We start from the raw sequence: 19,357 nt of genomic DNA, 5'->3' as shown, positions 1-19,357 counted from the left end.
TGTTCCCGGCCCCACCGCCCCGGTCAGCCGTGCGGTACGGCGACCGCGGTCGCGACCAGACCGCCTTCGACGGCCCAGCGGCCGTCGAAGTGGTCGAGCCGGTGGTCGCCCACCCAGGGGCCGGGCACCAGGAGCGCCGCCCGGAACCCGCCGCGCAGCGGAGCCCCGGCCCCCTCGACGGCAGAGCCGCCGGAGTCGGAACCACCGCTGTCGTCGCCGGCGCCTGTGCCGCTGCTGCCGGCTTCGGCGAACAGCTCGATGTCGGCCTCCATGAAGTCCAGCCACTTCCCGGTCAGCGGGAACCACGCCTTGTACACGGCCTCCTTGGCGCTGAACAGCAGCCGGTCCCAGTGCACCCCGGGCCGTTCCAGGGTCAGCCGTCCGATGCGCTCCGCCTCTCCGGGCAGCGCCACGGACGACAGCACCCCCTCGGGCAGCGGCCCTTGGACCTCCGCGTCGATGCCGAGGGAGGCCAGGTCCCCCGTACGGACCAGGGCGGCGGCGCAGTAGCCCGCGCAGTGGGTCATGCTGCCGGTCAGCCCGTCCGGCCAGCCGGGTGCGCCGCGCTCGCCGGGCAGGACGGGCTGCGGGGGCACGCCGAGCTTCTTCATGGCCCGGCGGGCGCAGGAGCGCACCGCGGTGAACTCCCGGCGGCGCTTGTCGACGGCCCGCGCCATGACGTGCGCTTCCTCGGGGTACAGCGGGGCGTCGGCGCCCTCGTCGCCGTATGCCTCCACGACGACGACCGTCCCGGGCAGCAGCTCCCCGATCACCGGCCACCGCCTTCCCCCGCCACGGCCCCGGACTCGGCCCCGGTCCCGGACTCCGTCCCGGGCTCCTCCCCCGGCACGATCCGGCGCAGCCGCCCCGGCGGTGCCGGCCGTTTCCGCCATTCACGGGGGTAGCCCACGGACACCTCCTCGAAACGGACGCCGTCCTGCCGGGTGCTCCGCGGGATGTGGAGATGGCCGTAGACCATCGTGTGGACGTTGAACCTGCGGTGCCAGTCGTCGGTGAGTACGGTGCCGCACCACATGGCGAACTCGGGGTACCACAGGACGGCCGTGGGGTGCCGGTGCAGCGGGTAGTGGTTGACGAGCACGACGGGCAGGCCGTCGGGCAGTCCGGCGAGCCGCCGTTCGGTCTCCTCGACCCGGGCCCGGCACCAGGCCTCCCGGCTCGGGTACGGGTCGGGGTGCAGCAGGCGTTCGTCGGCGCAGACGACGCCGGTGCCGTGCGCGTACTCCAGCCCTTCGTCCTTGGTGGCGCACCCGGCCGGCAGGAAGGAGTAGTCGTACAGGAGGAAGAGCGGGGCCACGGCCACAGGACCGCCGGGGCCCTCCCAGACGGGGTAGGGGTCCTCGGGGGTGATCACGCCGAGGTCGCGGCACTGTTCGACGAGGTGGTCGTAGCGGGCGACGCCGCGCAGGGTGACGGTGTCCTTCGGGTGGGTCCACAGCTCGTGGTTGCCGGGCGCCCAGACGACCTTCCGGAACCGGCCCGCGAGGGTCCCGAGCGCCCAGCGGATGTCGTCCACGGTCTCCGCGACGTCTCCGGCCACCAGGAGCCAGTCCTCGTCCGACTCGGGGTGCATCCGCTCCACCAGGGCGCGGTTCTCGTCGTAGCCGATGTGAAGGTCGCTGATGGCCCACAGCTGTCCGCCGCCGGCTGCCGTTGACATCACCCGTCGCCCCCTGAGCATGAAGGATCAACCCGTACGAACAGCATGCACGAGGAGTACGGTCGCAGGGGAACAGGAGCGCGGATCCGTCACACGCCCGTGGTTCGGGAGCGCGTGTCGAAGCCGTATGATCGGCCGCAACACCGCCGCAGTGAAGCCCTCGCGCAGGGCCGTCCGGCGATCCTCCATACCCTCTGCCCGGGCACGGGCCGCCGAGGCCTGCCCGCACACCGTGAAAGGCGGCCTGCATGGCCTCTTGCGTACGCGTATGGCTCAACCGCACGTACGCGGAGAACGTGTTCTTCATGGATCAGGTGAGGAAGAATCCCAGCGACCGGGCCGTCGAGATCCATGCCACCCACGGCGACCCGGACTCCCCCGTCCTGGCCGCCGCCGACACCGCCGAGCTGGAACCCGAGGGCCTGTCCCCGGCGGCGTACGTCGAGTACGCGCTCGCCCAGTGCGCGCGGCGCGGCATCGACGTGTTCGTGCCCCGGCTGCACCAGGGAGCGATCGTCGCGCACCGCGCGGAGTTCGAGGCGGCCGGTACGGCGCTGCTGGCCCCGCCGCCCGAGGCGGTGGCCGTCTTCCACGACAAGGTGATCGCCTACGAGGCCGTCCAGGCGATCGGGGTGCCGGTGCCGCCGTGGTGGCGGGTGCGGTCGGCGGACGAGCTGGTCCACGCGGTGGACGAGCTGGAGGCGCGGGGGCATCAGGCCTGCTTCAAGCCCGCGTCCGGCGCGGGGGGCGTGGGCTTCCGGGTGATCACCCGTGCCCCCTTCTCGCTCACTCAGCTGAACGGCTTTCCCAGCCCGTACGTGCCGCTGGATCTGGCGCTGGAGGCGGTGCGGCGGGCCGAGAAGCCGGTGGACTGGCTGGTGATGCCTGTGCTGGAGCAGCCGGAGGTGTCGGTGGACTGCCTCACCGGGCCCGACAACCGGGTCCGGCTGGCCGTCGGCCGCACCAAGAACGGCCGCCGCAGGGGGTTCACCGTGGACGAGCGCTGGCTGGAGCCGGCCCGGCGGATCGCGGAGGGTTTCGGACTGCACCATCTGTCCAACATCCAGTTCCGGATGTTCGGCGAACGGCCCGTGCTGATGGACGTCAACACCCGCCCGGCCGGCGGACTGCACCAGCTGTCGCTGTGCGGGGTGAACGCGCCGTGGGCCGCCGTGCGGCTGGCGCTCGGTGACGATCCGGGTGAGATGTCCCCGCCGTTCCTGGGCCAGGACTACTCGGTGGTCTCGGGGCCGCGTCCGCTGCGCCCGGTGTCGGTGCCGCAGCAGCGCACGGACGTGCCCGCGGACGTCCCCGCACCCGCGCCGGGCGGTGTACCGGCCCCGGCCGTGCCCGCCGGGCCTCGGGCCGCGGCCGACTCCGGTCAGGTGCGCGCCACCGCCGCGGACGCCGTGGCCGGGGGCTCCGCCGCCTGGGGAACGCACCACCGCTAGAACCCGAATGCCGCACGCCCTCCTTGCCCACCGGCCGGTCCCGGCGCGTTTCCTGTGCCGGGACCGGATTTTTTTTCGGGGAATTCCCCCGGAGGGTGTATCAGACGGTGAGTGTCGCGCTCTTAACGGTGGAGGGCGACGGGGGAACCCCTTCCGGAGGACGGGGAAGCCTTCCGGAGGGGACGGGGGAACACGGGGGAAGCACGGGGGAACGGGGGGCTCGGGTCGGTCGGCCGCTGTCACGGGGGGCGACCGGCCGACCCGATGCATGCCCTCGGTCCCGCCCCTCGTCGGCCGCGGGGCCAGCGCCGTGAAGTGCTCTCCTCCTGAAGTTCTCTCCTTCCGAAGTACTCGTCCCGCAGAGCTACTTGAGGTAGGCGAGACCGGGGTGGACGGCGGTGTAGCCGTCGACGAGGCGGCGGGCCACGTTCACGGAGTCGACGAGCGGGTGCAGCGCGAACGCCTTGACCGCATGGGCACGGGAGCCGGATTCGGCGGCACGGAGCACCTCGCGCTCGACCGCCTTGACCGCGCAGACCAGGCCGGTGGCGTGGTCCGGCAGCGGGTCGACGGAGACGGGGTGCGCTCCCTGGGCGTCCACCAGACAGGGAACCTCGATGACCGCGTCCCCGTCCAGCACCGAAAGGGTGCTGCGGTTGCGGACGTTGAGGATCAGGGTGGTGCGTTCGTCGCGGGCGACGGCCCGCATCAGGGCGAGAGCCACTTTCTCGTAACCACCGGACAGGTCCTCCTCCTCGCGGTCGCCGGCACCGGCACTCTCGCGGTTCTCGGCCATGTAGGTGGCCTCGCGTTCGGCGCGGGTGCGGTCCCAGGTGGCGAGAGCGGGGGTGTCCGGGGTGCCCACCTGCGTGTAGAAGCGGGCCTGTTGGTCGTGGAGGAAGGCGCCGCGGGTCTTCTCGGCCTGCTGGTAGGCGCGTACGGTCTCCCGGTTGAAGTAGTAGTAGTGCAGGTACTCGTTGGGGATGGCACCGAGGGACTGGAGCCAGTCGGCGCCGAAGAGCCTGCCCTCCTCGAAGGAGCCGAGCAGGGGCAGGTCGGCGAGCAGGCGCGGGAGTTCGTCACGGCCCTTGACGTGCAGACCGCGCACCCAGCCGAGGTGGTTGAGGCCGACGTAGTCGATCCACGCCTCCCGCGGGTCCGCGCCGAGGACCCGGGCGATGCGACGGCCGAGGCCGACCGGCGAGTCGCAGATGCCGATGACCCGGTCGCCGAGGTGACGGGACATGGCCTCGGTGACCAGGCCCGCCGGGTTGGTGAAGTTGATGACCCAGGCGTCGGGGGCGAGCCGGGCCACCCGCCGGGCGATGTCCACGGCGACGGGGACGGTACGCAGTCCGTAGGCGATGCCGCCCGCGCCGACCGTCTCCTGCCCGAGAACGCCCTCGGCGAGCGCGACCCGCTCGTCGTTCGCCCGGCCCTCGAGGCCGCCGACGCGGATCGCGGAGAAGACGAAGTCGGCGCCCCGCAGTGCTTCGTCCAGGTCGGTGGTGGTGCTCACCGCGGGAGCGTCGGGCACGCCGGCTGCCTGTTCGGCCAGTACCCGGGCGACTGCATACAGTCGACGGTCGTCGACATCGTGGAGAACGACCTGGGTCACCCGCCCCTCGGCGTGGTCCCCGAGGAGCGCGCCGTACACCAGCGGGACCCGGAATCCCCCGCCGCCCAGAATCGTCAGCTTCACGTCCGCACCCTTCCCACCGCGGCGGCGTCGACGCCTGCCGTCCGATCGTCCACCACGTCCGCCCTCGATCATGACGCCTCCGGCCGGCGGCGGAGGCCCGTCCGAGCCCGGAGACATCCCTCTCTCCGGTGAGGGCTTCGCCCGCGGGTGCCGGTGAAGGCCCGAGACCAAGCGATGGAACACGCGTTCGACACATGGTCGAACGGAGAAGCGCGCGCGGCACCCGGTCGCCGGCGGGCGCCGCTTCGTACGGTCGGGCGTGACGCTGTTGCACCCATTCGCGTCAATTCACGAGGTGAACCCTCCTCACGCTCAAGGACTTTCTCGGTTACACCTCTTGACGGCCACGGGGCCGCGGAGCACATTGGCGACACCTTGAGAGCGCTCTCACGGCCGACGAGCAGGGCTCTCAGGCACTCCCCCGCACCAGGATCCGCACCCGGCTCAGCACCTGGAATCGAACGTGGATCCGTACACGGATCGACCCATGCATCCGCATCCGTCTCCGAGAGGCACCCCCACATGAGTGACCCCTCCGGCACCCCCCGCAGACCCCGCGCCCCGCGCAGATCCCGCCCGCTGCGGCGGGCGCTGCTGGCCGCCGTCGGCACGCTCGGGCTCGCGCTCGCGGCCTCCACCATCGCCCTGCCGTCCGCGAGCGCCTCCGCCCCGACACCCCCGTCGGGCTGGAACCAGGTCTTCGTCGACGACTTCAACGGCGCCGCGGGCAGCGGCGTCAACGCCTCCAACTGGCAGTACGCGACCGGCAAGGGATACCCGGGCGGCCCCGCCAACTGGGGCACCGGCGAGATCGAGACGATGACGTCGAACCCGGAGAACGTCTCCCTCGACGGCAACGGCAACCTCCGTATCACCCCGCGCCGGGACGCCTCCGGGAACTGGACCTCCGGCCGTGTCGAGACCAACCGTTCCGACTTCCAGCCGCCGGCCGGCGGCACCCTGCGCGTCGAGAGCCGCATCCAGGTGCCGAACGTGACCGGTGCCGCCGCCAAGGGCTACTGGCCGGCGTTCTGGATGCTGGGCGCGCCGTACCGGGGCAACTACTGGAACTGGCCGGCGGTCGGCGAGCTGGACATCATGGAGAACACGCAGGGCAACAACACCGTCTTCGCCACGATGCACTGCGGCACCGCGCCCGGCGGGCCGTGCAACGAGAACAGCGGTATCGGAAGTTCGACCACCTGTCAGGGCACGACCTGTCAGGCCGGTTTCCACACCTACCGGCTGGAGTGGGACCGCTCGAAGAGCGTGGAGGAGATCCGCTTCTCCCTCGACGGCAACACCTTCCACACCGTGCGGGAGAATCAGGTCGACGCGACGACCTGGTCGAACGCCACCGACCACGGCTTCTTCCTCATTCTCAACGTGGCGATGGGCGGCGGCTTCCCCGACGCCTTCGGCGGCGGTCCGGACGCCGGTACGCAGCCCGGTCACTCGATGCTCGTCGACTACGTCCAGGTGCTGACCTCCGGCGGCGGCACCACACCCCCGCCGACCGGCAACCGCGACGCGTACGGCACCATCCAGGCCGAGTCCTTCGACGCCCAGTCCGGCACGATGACGGAGACCACCTCCGACTCCGGCGGCGGTCAGAACGTGGGCGCGCTGGCCGACGGCGACTGGCTGCAGTTCAAGGGCGTCACCTTCGGCTCGCCCGCGGCCAGGCAGTTCTCGGCCCGGGTGGCGAGCGGTGCGCCCGCCGGGGTCAGCGGTCTGGTCGAGGTGCGTCTGGACAGCCGCGGCAACGCCCCCATCGGGAGTTTCTCGGTGGGCAGCACGGGCGGCTGGCAGTCGTGGCGGACCGTCCCGGCGAACATCGCGTCCGTGACGGGCACGCACGACGTGTATCTGACCTTCACGAGCGGCCAGCCGCAGGACTTCGTGAACGTCAACTGGTTCACGTTCGGCCGCTGACCGCCGGCCGGCCCGTGTGACCGGCCGCTCCCCGAACCACCGGCTTCCCCGACCGGCCGAGGGGCCCCACGCGTGCGTGGGGCCCCTCCCCCATGTCCGCGGCCCGACGCTTTCCCGGGACGCCCTCGCCGCAGGGCCGCCTTCCCCCGAATACGTCATACTTTTACTGGTGAACGTGTTACGGAGGTGAGGGTTCGGGCGTACCGGGACACCCTGTAGTGGAGAAGAGGACCGCGGGCGTCACGACGTACGGGCGCGCCCGGCAGGAATCCGCGGGAACGGCGGGGCAGGCCCCCGACCACCTCGACGACAAGGAGCTGACGGGAATGACCGAGGAGACGACCGAGGCACCGAACGGGGAGACGCCCGGGGATCCGGCCGGTACCGAATGGTCCAATCCCCTGCGTGATCCGCGCGACCGCCGTCTCCCGCGCATCGCCGGCCCCTCCGGGCTCGTCATCTTCGGGGTCACGGGCGATCTGTCGCGCAAGAAGCTGATGCCGGCGGTGTACGACCTCGCCAACCGGGGTCTGCTGCCGCCGGGCTTCTCGCTGGTCGGTTTCGCCCGCCGGGACTGGGAGGACCAGGATTTCGCGGAGGTGGTGCACGACGCGGTCGAGGAGCACGCCCGCACCCCCTTCCGCGAGGAGGTCTGGCAGCAGCTCGCCGAGGGCATGCGGTTCGTCCCGGGCGACTTCGACGACGACACGGCGTTCGAGCGACTGCGCTCGGCCGTCGATGAGTTGGACAGTTCCCAGGGAACCAGCGGCAACTTCGCGTTCTACCTCTCGGTACCACCGAAGTTCTTCCCGAAGGTGGTCCAGCAGCTGAAGAAGCACGGCCTGGCCGACGCGCCCGCCGGTTCCTGGCGGCGCGCGGTGATCGAGAAGCCGTTCGGCCACGACCTGAAGTCGGCCAAGGAGCTCAACGCGATCGTCCACGAGGTGTTCGCCCCGGACCAGGTCTTCCGGATCGACCACTACCTGGGCAAGGAGACCGTCCAGAACATCCTGGCGCTGCGCTTCGCGAACACGATGTTCGAGCCGATCTGGAACCGGTCCTTCGTCGACCACGTGCAGATCACCATGGCCGAGGACATCGGCATCGGCGGCCGGGCCGGCTACTACGACGGCATCGGCGCCGCCCGCGACGTCCTCCAGAACCACCTGCTCCAGCTCATGGCGCTCACCGCCATGGAGGAGCCCGCCTCCTTCGACGCGGCGTCGCTGCTCACCGAGAAGCTGAAGGTGCTCCGGGCCGTGCGGCTGCCGAAGGACCTGGGCCGGCACACCGTGCGCGGGCAGTACGAGGGCGCCTGGCAGGGCGGCAGGCTGGTTCGGGGCTACGCGGAGGAGGACGGCATCGACGCCTCCTCGAACACCGATACGTACGCCGCGATCAAGCTGGGCGTGGACAACCGCCGCTGGGCGGGCGTCCCCTTCTACCTGCGCACCGGCAAGCGGCTGGGCCGCCGGGTCACCGAGATCGCGGTCGTCCTGCAGCGGGCGCCGCACTCGCCGTTCGACACGATGGCGACCGAGGAGCTCGGGCAGAACGCCGTCGTCATCCGGGTGCAGCCGGACGAGGGTGTCACGGTGCGGTTCGGCTCGAAGGTCCCCGGCACGTCGATGGAGATCCGGGACGTGTCGATGGACTTCGCCTACGGCGAGTCGTTCACGGAGTCCAGCCCGGAGGCGTACGAACGGCTCATCCTCGACGTCCTCCTCGGGGACGCCAACCTGTTCCCCCGGCATCAGGAGGTGGAAGAGTCCTGGAGGATCCTCGACCCGGTCGAGGAGTACTGGGCGTCCCACGGCAGACCGGCCCGGTACGTCTCGGGCAGATGGGGACCCGCGGAAGCCGACGAGATGCTCGCACGAGACGGACGGAGCTGGCGCAGGCCATGAAGATCGATCTGACCGACACCACGGCAAGTGATGTCAACAAGGCGCTGGTGCGGGGCCGCCGCTCCATCGGCACCCCCGCGGTGGGCATGGTCCTGACGATGGTGCTCGTCACGGACGAGGAGAACGCCTACGACGCGATCAAGGCCGCCGAGGCGGCCTCGCACGAGCACCCCTCACGCATGCTGGTCGTCATCAAGCGGCACGCCCGCACCCCGCGCGAGCGCACCCGCCCTCGGCTGGACGCCGAGGTGCGGGTCGGTTCGGCGGCCGGTACGGGCGAGACCATCATCCTGCGCACCTACGGCGAGGTGTCCGACCACGCCGACTCCGTGGTGCTGCCGCTGCTGCTGCCGGACGCGCCGGTGGTCGTGTGGTGGCCGGTGGACGCGCCCGAGCACCCCTCGAAGGACCCGCTGGGCGCGCTGGGCCAGCGCAGGATCACCGACCTGTACGCGGTGGACAACCCCCTGGAGGTCCTGTCGGCCCGGATGCGCGCCTACGCGCCCGGCGACACCGACCTGGCCTGGACCCGGCTGACGCCGTGGCGTTCGATGCTGGCCGCCGCCCTGGACCAGGCCAGGCTGACGGTGACGTCGGCGGCCGTGGAGAGCGAGGCCGAGAACCCCAGCGCGGAGCTGCTGGCGCGCTGGCTCGGGGCCCGGCTGAACGTGCCGGTCGAGCGGGTGGAGACGGACGGCCCCGTGGTCACGGGGGTGCGGCTGGGCACGGTGGAAGGCGAGATCGTCATCGACCGTCCGGAAGGCCCGATGGCCACACTGTCGCTGCCGGGGCAGCCGTCGCGGCGGCTCGCGCTGAAGGTCCGCCCCCTGTCCGAGCTGATCGCCGAGGAGCTCCGGCGGCTCGACGCGGACGAGATGTACGCCGTCGCCCTGCGCGGCGAGACCGCCGAGGAGGCCCCCGCCCCTGCCTGAGGTCCCGGCCCGGCCGAGGTCCCGCCCGTGCGCGAGGACCCCGCTCGTACCCGAGGGCCCCGGCCGTGCCCGGCATCCGTGACACGTCCGCACCGACCCGCCGCCCCGGTGGGCCGCCCACCACGACATCGGGAAGTGAACTGAGATGCAGATCGGTCTTGTTGGTCTCGGAAAGATGGGCGGCAACATGCGCGAGCGCATTCGCGCCGCCGGACACACCGTCGTCGGCTACGACACCAATCCCGACCTCTCCGACGTCGGCCATCTGGCCGACCTCGTCGGCCGGCTCGACGGGCCGCGTGCGGTCTGGGTGATGGTCCCGGCCGGTACCGTCACCCAGCACGTCATCGACCAGTTGGGGAGCCTGCTCAAGCCGGGTGACACCGTCGTCGACGGCGGCAACTCCCGCTGGACGGACGACGAGAAGCATGCCAAGGAGCTGGGCGCCCGGGGCATCGGCTTCGTCGACGCGGGTGTCTCGGGCGGTGTGTGGGGGCTGGAACACGGCTACGCCCTCATGGTCGGCGGCGAGGAGGAGGACGTGCAGCGCCTGAAGCCGATCTTCGACGCGCTCAAGCCGGACGGCCCGTACGGCTACGTCCACGCCGGCCGGGTCGGTGCCGGGCACTTCGCGAAGATGGTCCACAACGGCATCGAGTACGCGATGATGCAGGCGTACGCCGAGGGCTGGGAACTGCTGGAGAAGGTCGACTCGGTGGACAACGTCCGCGAGGTGTTCCGCTCCTGGCAGAACGGCACGGTCATCCGCTCCTGGCTGCTCGACCTCGCGGTCGACGCCCTGGACGAGGACGTCCACCTGGAGAAGCTGCGCGGCTACGCCGACGACTCGGGCGAGGGCCGCTGGACCGTGGAGGCGGCCATCGACAACGCGGTGCCGCTTCCCGCGATCACGGCCTCCCTGTTCGCCCGGTTCTCCTCCCGGCAGGAGGACTCGCCGCAGATGAGGATGGTCGCGGCGCTGCGCAAACAGTTCGGCGGGCACGCGGTCGCGTCCGCGGACCAGCCCGACCCGGCGGCCCCGGCGGCCCCGGGAAGCCCGGACGGGGCGTAGCGGCCGTGGGCGATCTGCTGCTCGCCCGGCACGGGGAGACGGAGTGGAGCAGGGCCGGGCGGCACACCGGCCGTACCGACCTGCCCCTGACCCAGGCCGGCGAGACGCAGGCCAGGGCACTGACCCCGCTGCTCGAAGGCCGTTCCTTCGCCCTCGTCCTCACCAGCCCGCTGGCCCGGGCCCGGCGCACCGCCGAACTGGCGGGTCTGGCGGACGCCTTGCCGGAGCCGGACCTGCGGGAGTGGGACTACGGCGGCTACGAGGGCGTGACCACCGCCGACATCCACCGCTCCCGGCCCGGCTGGGACCTGTGGACCGACGGCGTGCCGCCCGGTCCCGAGTTTCCCGGCGAGTCCCCCGGGCAGGTCGGCGAGCGGGCCGACCGGGTGCTGTCCAAGGTGGCCGGGGAGCTCGAGGCGGGCGATGTGATGCTCGTGGCCCACGGCCACCTGCTGCGGGTCCTGGCGGCACGCCGGCTGGGCCTGCCGCCCGCGGCCGGACGGCTGTTCCGGCTGGAGACGGGCACGCTGAGCCGGCTGTCGCTGGAGCACGGCGATCCGGTGATCGCGGAGTGGAACACCCGGCCTTGAGCGACGATCCGACCCGGCGGAACCGGCTCCCGGCTCCTCAGCCGCCGCCGAGGGCGCTCGCGGTCCGTACGGCGTGCTGGGCGGCGAGTCGTACCGGCGCGTTGCGGGCGCCGTAGCCGCGGTGGCCGCCGTCACGCTGGAGGAGTTCGAAGAACACCCGTCCGACGGTGCGGGTGTAGCAGTGCCGCAGGCTGCCCCCGGCCTCGTCGCGGTCGTAGAGGATGCCCAGCTCGCGGTACGTCTCCAGCTCTCCGTCGGCGAACTCGTAGCGGGCGGCGAGGTCGTCGTAGTAGTTCGCGGGGATCGGCAGCAACGGGGCGCCGGCGTCGCGGAACCGGCGGGCGGCGGCGACCACGTCGTCGGTGGCGAACGCGATGTGCTGGGCGTGCACGGTGTCGTCGGTGGGTGCGGCGCCGACGGTGAGGGCGATCCGGACGGTGCCGTCGGGGTTGCTGACCGCACGGCTGCGCTGCAGGCCGTAGGGGTCGGCGACGTCGACGCTGTCCTCGGCGTCCAGTCCGAGCACGCTGCGGTGGAAGAGGACCGCCTCGTCGAAGTGGTGCCAGGGCTGGGTGAGCGCGAGATGGTCGATGCGGCGGACGCCGGGGGCGGCCGGGGGCTGTCCGACGTCCTCGAAGTCGGCCCGCCAGTCGCTGTGCCGGGCGTCGCGTCCGGTGCCGCAGAAGAACAGTTCGGTGCCGTCGGGGGCGGCGACCGCGTCCAGCGGGGCGTCCTCGGGTGCACGGCGGCGGGGCAGCACGGGCGCCAGCAGGGCCTCCGCGCGGTCGGCGGCGCCCCCGGGGTCGGGTGACTCCAGGCCGACTGCGGCGAGTTGGGCCCCGTCGCGGCGTACGACGGCCCCCGTGTTGACGAGGATCCGGGCCTCGCCCTGCTGCCAGAGGTCGACGGGCTTGCTGCGGTGGCGGGCGGTACGGGCGAAGCCCAGGGCGCCCAGCAGCCCGGTGAGGGGTTCGGCGTCGGCGGTGACGAGTTCGGCGAAGGCGAAGCCGGTGGGGACGACGGGGGCGGGGATGGCCGGGGCGGACGTGAGCGGGGCGGACGTGAGCGGGGCGGGCGGCTGCTTCGCTTCCACCGTCCCCACCTCCTCCTGCAGCGCGAGCAGGGAGCGGCGGGCGTCGACGGCGGTCGGGGCCGCCTCGGCCTGCCGGAACACGTCGTTGAACACCTCGAGGGACAGGGGGCCGGCGTAGCCGGTGCGCAGGACGTGCCGGACGAGACCGGCGACGTCGAAGCCCCCCTGTCCGGGGAAACAGCGGTGGTGGCGGCTCCACTGGAGCACGTCCATCGCGGGCAGCGGGGCGTCGGCCAGCTGGAGGAAGAAGATCTTCTCGCCGGGGATGCCCTCGATGCCCCGGGGATCGGAACCCCGGGAGAGGATGTGGAAGCTGTCCAGACAGGTGCCGAGCGCCGGATGCCCTGCCGCCTCGACGATGCGCCAGGCGTGGTCGTACGTACTGACGTGCCGCCCCCAGGCCAGCGCCTCGTAGGCGACGCGGACGCCGAAGTCCTGTGCCAGGTCGGCCAGTTCGCGCAGGTGTGCGACGGCGAGGGCGTCGTCGTCGACCGCCTCGGGGTCGACGCTGGAGCAGACGAGCACGGTGTCGGCGCCGAGTTCGCGCATCAGTCCGAACTTGTGCCGGGCGCGCCGCAGGTTGCGGGCGAACAGCTCGGCGGGCACCGCCTCGATGTCCCGCATCGGTTGATAGAGGTCGACGGTGAGTCCCAGGTCGGCGCAGCGGGCGCGGATCTCCCGCGGGGTGAGCGGACTGGCGAGCAGATCGTTCTCGAAGATCTCCACGCCGTCGAAGCCCGCGCGGGCGGCGGCGGTGAGTTTCTCGGTGAGGGTGCCGCTGAGGGAGACGGTGGCGATGGACGTACGCACGTCGGTACCTCTGCTTCCGTGACGTTCCGTGGAACTCCGCGAGTTCCGCGAGTTCCTTGTTCCGAGTGCTACTGGGGAGCGGGCACCGGGCCGGTGAGGTCGGTGAGATGGGCGAGCATGCGGGCGGAGTCGGGTTCCCGGCCGGTGAACAGACGGAACGCGTCGGCGGCCTGGAAGGCGGCCATGCCGCCGCCGTCGAGGGTGGCGCAGCCCGCGGCGCGGGCGGCGCGCAGCAGGTCGGTCTCGAGGGGCCGGTAGACGACTTCGGCGACCCACAGTCCGGGGTGCAGCAGGTCCGCGGGCAGGGGCAGGCCCGGGTGGGCGGCCATGCCGGTGGGGGTCGCGTGCACCAGGCCGCCGCTGCGGTCGGCGGCGGCGAGGAGCTCGGGCAGCAGGTCCAGGGGGGCGGCGGTGGCGCGGTCGGCGCCGAAGGCGCGGTTCAGGGAGCCGGCGAGTTCGTCGGCCCGCTCGGGCAGGGCGTCGACCACGGTGACCCGTCCGGCGCCGAGGGTGAGGACGGCGTGCGCGACGGCGGCGCCGGCGCCGCCCGCGCCGAGCTGCACCACGCGCTCCAGCGGCACGTCGGGCAGGCCGCGGGCGAAGGAGGCGGCGAAGCCGGTGACGTCCGTGTTGTGGCCGACGGCCCGGCCGTCCTCGAAGACGACGGTGTTGACCGCGCCGAGCGCCTCGGCCTGCGGATCGAGCGCGTCCAGGTGCTCGACGACGTGCCGCTTGCACGGGTGGGTGATGTTGAGCCCGTCGAATCCGAGCAGCCGGGCCGCGCTCAGCAGCTCGCCCACGCCCTCGGGCGGTACGTCGATCACGTCCAGGTCGAGGAGCCGGTACAGACAGCGCAGGCCCTGCAGGTCGGCCTCCCGCTCGTGCAGCGCGGGGCTGAGCGACGGGCCGATGCCGGAGCCGATCAGCCCGACGAGATACGAGTCCTTGAGCACCGGCGCCTCCAGAGAACGGCTCACTAATGTACGAACCAGTACGTTAGCTATATCAGCCGGCCGGGCAGCGCGGAAGTCCCGACGAGCCCGGAACGGTCCCCTTCTACAATCACCGGCACTGCCCTCTCACCCGAAGGAAGCCATGACCAGCGCCGAAGAACCGGCACGGCCCGGCGAGCGCGAGCGCGTCCGTGACGCCGCCCGCACCAGGGCCGAGATCCTCGACGTGGCGACCCGGGAGTTCGCGCGGGCCGGCTACGACGGCGCCCGCGTCGACGAGATCGCCGCCCGCACCCGCACCACCAAGCGGATGATCTACTACTACTTCGGCGGCAAGGAGCAGCTGTTCACGGCCGTGCTGGAGCGCGCGTACGGCGTGATCCGGGAGGCCGAGCAGGAGTTGGACGTCGACCACCTGGACCCGGTGGCGGCCATCCGGCGCCTGGCCGAGGTGACCTTCGACCACCATGAGCGGCACCCGGACTTCATCCGCCTGGTGAGCATCGAGAACATCCACGACGCACAGCACATCGCGGCCTCCGGGAAGCTCGGCCGGATGGGCTCGCCCGCGCTCGACGTGATCCGCCGGATCCTGTCCGCCGGGCAGAGCTCGGGCCTGTTCACGGCCGATGTGGACGCCGTCGACCTGCACGCGATGATCAGCGCGTTCTGCTTCTTCCGGGTGTCCAACCGGCACACCTTCGGCGCGCTGTTCGGCCGCGACCTGGTCGACGCGGACCGGCGCGAGCACTACCGGGCGATGCTGGGCGACATGGTGATCGCGTACCTGACGGCGGAGCGGGCGACGGACTGACCTGCGCACGGTGCGCGTCGGCCCCCGCTCCGGCAATCCCGGAGCAAGTCCGCGCGACGCCACCCCTTGACACCGCGCACGGTCGGGCGCAGCATCCGTACCCAGCCGCGACTAACTACCCAGTGGGTTAATTAGCACTGCGGCGCCTCCCCTCCGCTCGTCCTCCGCGTACCGTCGTGGAGTCCCCCGAAGGAGCCCGCCGTGTCCGTCCCCACCCCGCCCCGCGACGCCTCTCCGCCCGGACAGCCGCCCGGACAGCCGAAGAAGGCGGCGACCGCCGCCTGGATCGGCAGCGCTTTGGAGTACTACGACTTCTTCATCTACGGCAGCGCGGCGGCGCTGATCTTCCCGGAGGTCTTCTTCGACGACTCCGACCCCGCCACCGCCACTCTGCTGTCCCTGGCGACGTTCGGTGTCGCGTACGCGGCCCGGCCCGTCGGCGCGCTGTTCCTCGGCCACTACGGGGACCGGGTCGGCCGCAAGAAGATCATGGTCTTCACCCTGATGCTGATGGGCCTGTCGACATTCCTCATCGGCTGTCTGCCCACCCGCGACCAGGTCGGCACCCTCGCGCCGGTCCTGCTGGTGCTGTGCCGCGTCCTGCAGGGCATCTCGGCGGCGGGCGAGCAGGCCAGCGCGAACTCGATGACCCTGGAACACGCGCCGTCCCACCGGCGCGGCTTCTTCACCAGTTTCACCCTGAGCGGCACGCAGGGCGGTCAGCTGCTCGCCACGCTGGTCTTCATCCCGGTGGCCGCGATGCCCGAGGAGCAGTTGCTCTCGTGGGGCTGGCGGGTGCCGTTCTGGATGAGCGTCGCGGTCGCCGTCGTCGGGTACGTGATCCGCCGCAAGCTCGACGAGACTCCGGCCTTCGAGCAGCAGACCGCGACCGAGGGTGTCGTGAAGCTGCCGCTGGTGGTGCTGCTGCGCGAGCACTGGGCGGACGTCCTGCGGGTGGTCGCGGGTGCGCTGGTCGCCTCGGTCAGCACGATCTTCACGGTGTGGGCGCTGGCGTACGCGACCAGTGACTCGGTCGGCATGTCCCGCACGTCGATGCTGTGGGTGGCCGCGCTGGCGAACGTCGTCGCGCTCGCCGCGATCCCGCTGTGGGCCACGCTCTCCGACCGGATCGGCCGCCGGCCGGTCTACCTGGTCGGCGCCGCCGGCAGCGCGGTGGCGATGTTCGCCTACCTGTGGGCCGTCTCCACCGGGAACTTCGCGCTGACGATGCTCCTGGGCATCACCGCCTTCGGTGTCGTCTACAGCGCCGCGAACGGTGTGTGGCCCTCCTTCTACGGCGAGATGTTCCCGACCCGGGTGCGGCTCTCGGGCGTGGCGATCGGCACCCAGATCGGGTTCGCGGTGGCCGGTTTCGCGGTCACCTTCGCCGCGCAGATCGCCGGCCCGGACGGCGACGACTGGACGGCGGTGGCGCTGTTCACGGCCGCCCTGTGCGTACCGCCGGTGATCGCGGCGCTCTCCGCCCGGGAGACGCACCGCGTTCCGACCGAACTGCTCGGCGAACGCACGGCCGACGGCGGGGTGGCCCGGTCGGAGAAAGTGACGGCCTGACCCACCGGCCCCGGGCCCGGGCCCCCGGAGCCGGACACCGGCTCCGGGGGTCTCGCGTCGGCGCGCCCCGCCCCGTACCGCCCTGCCCCGCCCCTACCGGTTGGACCACCCGCGCCGGCACAGCACGGGTCGACAACCGTCGGGGTCCTCGAGGGTGACGCCCCACTCGTTCCGGATGTGGCTGCGAGCGTCGACGGACATGAGGTCCGCTCCCCCGGGTGTTCTCCTCGGCACCGAAACCGCACGCCGATCCGCTCCGCGGCGTAGGGGCCCCCGCTCATGGAAGCATCGGCCGTCCGGCGGGGACCGGGGTCCTACGACTACGACTGCTCGCCGCGCCGCGGAATCCCGTACGCCCGCTCCACCCGCAGCCGCAGCACGAGGCGGCGGTCGCGGACCATGGCGGCGCGGTAGTCGTCCCAGTCGGGGTGCTCACCGTTGACGTCGCGATAGAGCCGGATGAGTTCCTCCACCGTCCCGTCGTGCGGGTCGGCGGCGACGGGCGACAGTTCGGCGGTGCCCTCGGCGACCGTGTACGCCCACCGGTCGGAGGTCGTCACGTGGTAGGAGGCCCGGGGATCGCGCCGCAGATTGCGGGTCTTGGCGCGGTCGTCCGTGATCGAGACGCGGATCAACCGCTCGTCGGGATAGTAGGCGTGGTTGACGTTCGACAGCTGGGGCCGTCCGTCCTGCTTCAGGGTGACGAGCACCCCGCCGTTCTCGTCGCCGATCAGCCCCAGCAGGGCCCACTGTGTGTCCTGTGTCATACCCGGCTCAACGGGGCACACGGGGTCGGGTGTTCCCGACGGGATTCGCCGGTGTGTTCCCGTACACGGGCGAGGTGCGGCACGGTCCGGGCGGGGTATGTCGCCATCGGCTCGTGAGCTTGATCGAAGGAGTGCCATGGGAGTGCTGCGGCAGGAGGCCGACCCGGAGGAGACCGGCCTGGACGCGAAGGCGCTGGGCCGGCTGGACCGGCACTTCGCGCACGAGGTCGACGAGGGGCGGCTGCCCGGATTCCTGGTGTCCGTCGCACGGGGCGGGCGGATCGCCCACCTCACGGCGTACGGGCGGCGGGACGTCGCGGCCGGGCTGCCGGTGGAGAGTGACACCCTGTGGCGGATCTACTCGATGACCAAACCGGTGACGGCGGTGGCCGCGCTGACCCTCGTGGAGGAGGGCCGGCTGTCCCTGGACGACCCGGTCGGCCGCCACCTGCCGGCGTTCGCCGAGCCCCGCGTGTACGAGAGCGGCTCCGGCGACGGGATACGGACGCGTCCTGCCGCGGGCCCCCTGCTCGTACGGCATCTGATGACCCACACGGCCGGGCTGACGTTCGCCTTCTACCACGCCCATCCCGTGGACGGCCTGTACCGCGAGGCCGGGCTGGACTCGTCCGTGGCGCCGGGAACGGACCTCGCCGGGACGGTCGACGCGTACGCGCGGCTGCCGCTGCAGTTCGACCCGGGGACGCAGTGGAACTACTCGGTCGCCTCCAACGTGCTGGGGCGGATCATCGAGGTGGTCTCCGGACAGCCGCTCGACGTCTTCTTCGCCGAGCGGATCCTCGGCCCGCTGGGGATGACGGACGCCGGGTTCCACGTCACCGGCGAACAGGCCGGGCGGCTCGCGGAGTTGTACGGGGAGACGGACGGCTCCGGCGGCGGTGACCACTACGGCCTCGAGCCCGTCGCCGGGCTGCCGCTGCACGGCCGGCCCCGGTTCCTGTCCGGCAGCGGGGGTCTGGTGGCCTCGGCCCACGACATGCACCGCTTCATGGAACTCCTGCGGCGGCGGGGCGAGCTGGACGGCGTCCGGCTGCTCGCTCCCGGAACCGTGGACCTGATGACCCGCAACCAGCTTCCCGGCGGCGCCGATCTGCGCGCCTTCGGCAGCCGTCCGGCCCACGACGAGCCCGGCAACGAGGGGGTCGGCTTCGGCCTCGGCGTCTCCGTCGTCGTCGACCCGTCCCGTACGCAGGCCCCGTCCGGCCTCGGCACGTACGGCTGGACGGGGGTCGCCACCACGGCGTTCTGGGTCGACCCGGGCCGCGACCTGACCGTGCAGTTCTACACGCAGGTGCGGCCCAGGTCCTCCCACACGGTCTTCCGGGACCTCAAGCGGCTCGCGCACGAGGCCGTGGCCGGCTGAACCCGCTGCCGCCGCCCGGCCGGGGGCGCCGTCAGGACCAGTGCGCCACCGCGTCGAGGTGGGGCAGGTTGTGGTCGAGGCGCTCCCGCTTGGTGCGCAGGTACGTGATGTTGCTCTCGCACGGCGGTATCAACAGCGGTACCTGCTCGGTGACCTGGACACCGTGCCGCTGCAGCGCGTCGCGTTTGCGCGGGTTGTTGGACATCAGCCGGACCGACTCCACCCCCAGGTCCCGGAGGATGCCGGCGGCGACGCCGTAGTCGCGGGCGTCCACCGGCAGGCCGAGGGCGAGGTTCGCCTCGACCGTGTCGAGCCCCTCCGCCTGCAGGGCCATCGCGCGCAGCTTCGCCAGCAGGCCGATGCCGCGGCCCTCGTGCCCTCTCAAGTAGACGACGACGCCCGCTCCTTCGGCGGCCACGGCGCGCAGCGCGGAGGCGAGCTGGTCGCCGCACTCGCAGTGCTGGGAGCCGAACGCGTCCCCGGTCAGGCATTCGGAGTGCAGCCGGGTGAGGACCTGGTCCGTGCCGATGTCTCCGTAGACCAGGGCGACTTGTTCGTCACCGCGGTCGTGGTCCAGGTAGCCGACCGCCTGGAACTTTCCGTACACGGTGGGCAACGGCGCATTCACGACGCGTTCCACGCCGGTCCGCTGCGAGGGCTTCTTGCCGAGTACGCCTATGTTTTCTGTCATGAT

16 protein-coding genes are annotated in these 19,357 nt (G+C 72.1%); 9 read left to right on the top strand and 7 right to left on the bottom strand.

Features of this window, described 5'->3' with window-relative positions; translation table 11 throughout:
* Nucleotides 1–23 precede the first annotated feature (23 nt).
* Together OHB56_RS36600 and OHB56_RS36595 are read right to left on the bottom strand one after the other, a co-directional pair.
* Nucleotides 24–773: a 4'-phosphopantetheinyl transferase gene (locus OHB56_RS36600; RefSeq protein WP_406358146.1), complete on the bottom strand. Its 750-nt coding sequence runs from the start codon at nucleotides 771–773 to the stop codon at nucleotides 24–26.
* Entirely contained in the window at nucleotides 770–1,681 is a 912-nt protein-coding gene (locus OHB56_RS36595) for a metallophosphoesterase family protein (protein WP_406358144.1), read from the bottom strand. Before OHB56_RS36595 ends, OHB56_RS36600 begins: the two co-directional genes overlap by 4 nt.
* A gap of 248 nt (nucleotides 1,682–1,929) precedes the next feature.
* Here OHB56_RS36595 and OHB56_RS36590 point away from each other — a divergent pair, with 248 nt between their 5' ends.
* A complete protein-coding gene (locus tag OHB56_RS36590; protein WP_406358142.1) occupies nucleotides 1,930–3,132 on the top strand; it encodes an ATP-grasp domain-containing protein in 1,203 nt (400 codons plus the stop codon).
* Between the two features lie 364 nt (nucleotides 3,133–3,496).
* On the opposite strand, the gene OHB56_RS36585 is transcribed toward OHB56_RS36590, so the two are convergent.
* Entirely contained in the window at nucleotides 3,497–4,834 is a 1,338-nt protein-coding gene (locus OHB56_RS36585) for a 6-phospho-beta-glucosidase (protein WP_326756004.1), read from the bottom strand.
* 522 nt (nucleotides 4,835–5,356) lie between these two features.
* Between OHB56_RS36585 and OHB56_RS36580 the strand changes: the two genes are divergently transcribed.
* The 5 genes from OHB56_RS36580 to OHB56_RS36560 all read left to right on the top strand — a co-directional run bounded on the left by OHB56_RS36580 (nucleotide 5,357) and on the right by OHB56_RS36560 (nucleotide 11,270).
* Entirely contained in the window at nucleotides 5,357–6,769 is a 1,413-nt protein-coding gene (locus OHB56_RS36580) for a glycoside hydrolase family 16 protein (protein ID WP_406358139.1), read from the top strand.
* 326 nt (nucleotides 6,770–7,095) lie between these two features.
* A complete protein-coding gene (gene zwf / locus OHB56_RS36575; protein ID WP_326757238.1) occupies nucleotides 7,096–8,676 on the top strand; it encodes a glucose-6-phosphate dehydrogenase in 1,581 nt (526 codons plus the stop codon).
* Nucleotides 8,673–9,608 (top strand): glucose-6-phosphate dehydrogenase assembly protein OpcA, encoded by a 936-nt coding sequence (gene opcA / locus OHB56_RS36570; RefSeq protein ID WP_406358137.1) that lies wholly within the window; start codon nucleotides 8,673–8,675, stop codon nucleotides 9,606–9,608. The genes zwf and opcA overlap by 4 nt, the downstream gene beginning before the upstream one ends.
* Nucleotides 9,609–9,753: 145 nt before the next feature.
* A complete protein-coding gene (gnd, locus tag OHB56_RS36565; RefSeq protein ID WP_406358135.1) occupies nucleotides 9,754–10,680 on the top strand; it encodes a phosphogluconate dehydrogenase (NAD(+)-dependent, decarboxylating) in 927 nt (308 codons plus the stop codon).
* A 5-nt stretch (nucleotides 10,681–10,685) separates the two neighbouring features.
* Entirely contained in the window at nucleotides 10,686–11,270 is a 585-nt protein-coding gene (locus tag OHB56_RS36560; RefSeq protein WP_326756000.1) for a histidine phosphatase family protein, read from the top strand.
* Nucleotides 11,271–11,307: 37 nt separating this feature from the next.
* On the opposite strand, the gene OHB56_RS36555 is transcribed toward OHB56_RS36560, so the two are convergent.
* Nucleotides 11,308–13,173, bottom strand: a complete 1,866-nt coding sequence (locus tag OHB56_RS36555; RefSeq protein ID WP_406358133.1) for a bifunctional sugar phosphate isomerase/epimerase/4-hydroxyphenylpyruvate dioxygenase family protein — start codon at nucleotides 13,171–13,173, stop codon at nucleotides 11,308–11,310.
* A gap of 68 nt (nucleotides 13,174–13,241) precedes the next feature.
* Entirely contained in the window at nucleotides 13,242–14,126 is an 885-nt protein-coding gene (locus OHB56_RS36550) for a shikimate dehydrogenase (protein WP_406359286.1), read from the bottom strand.
* A 142-nt stretch (nucleotides 14,127–14,268) separates the two neighbouring features.
* Between OHB56_RS36550 and OHB56_RS36545 the strand changes: the two genes are divergently transcribed.
* Together OHB56_RS36545 and OHB56_RS36540 are read left to right on the top strand one after the other, a co-directional pair.
* Complete coding sequence (locus OHB56_RS36545; protein ID WP_326755998.1) at nucleotides 14,269–14,940, top strand: TetR/AcrR family transcriptional regulator; 672 nt, start codon at nucleotides 14,269–14,271, stop codon at nucleotides 14,938–14,940.
* A gap of 201 nt (nucleotides 14,941–15,141) precedes the next feature.
* The gene (locus tag OHB56_RS36540) at nucleotides 15,142–16,512 is read left to right on the top strand and encodes an MFS transporter (RefSeq protein ID WP_406358131.1); all 1,371 of its coding nucleotides are present in this window, start codon (nucleotides 15,142–15,144) and stop codon (nucleotides 16,510–16,512) included.
* A gap of 320 nt (nucleotides 16,513–16,832) precedes the next feature.
* On the opposite strand, the gene OHB56_RS36535 is transcribed toward OHB56_RS36540, so the two are convergent.
* A complete protein-coding gene (locus OHB56_RS36535; RefSeq protein WP_326755996.1) occupies nucleotides 16,833–17,279 on the bottom strand; it encodes a PPOX class F420-dependent oxidoreductase in 447 nt (148 codons plus the stop codon).
* Nucleotides 17,280–17,415: 136 nt separating this feature from the next.
* Between OHB56_RS36535 and OHB56_RS36530 the strand changes: the two genes are divergently transcribed.
* Entirely contained in the window at nucleotides 17,416–18,663 is a 1,248-nt protein-coding gene (locus tag OHB56_RS36530) for a serine hydrolase domain-containing protein (protein ID WP_406358129.1), read from the top strand.
* 31 nt (nucleotides 18,664–18,694) lie between these two features.
* On the opposite strand, the gene ribA is transcribed toward OHB56_RS36530, so the two are convergent.
* Nucleotides 18,695–19,354, bottom strand: a complete 660-nt coding sequence (gene ribA, locus OHB56_RS36525) for a GTP cyclohydrolase II (protein ID WP_055593912.1) — start codon at nucleotides 19,352–19,354, stop codon at nucleotides 18,695–18,697.
* Between the last annotated feature and the right edge of the window lie 3 nt (nucleotides 19,355–19,357).

Source organism: Streptomyces sp. NBC_01635, from assembly GCF_045209715.1.
Taxonomy (GTDB): Bacteria; Actinomycetota; Actinomycetes; order Streptomycetales; family Streptomycetaceae; genus Streptomyces; species Streptomyces hirsutus.
This window is presented reverse-complemented; position numbering and strand designations above follow the sequence as displayed.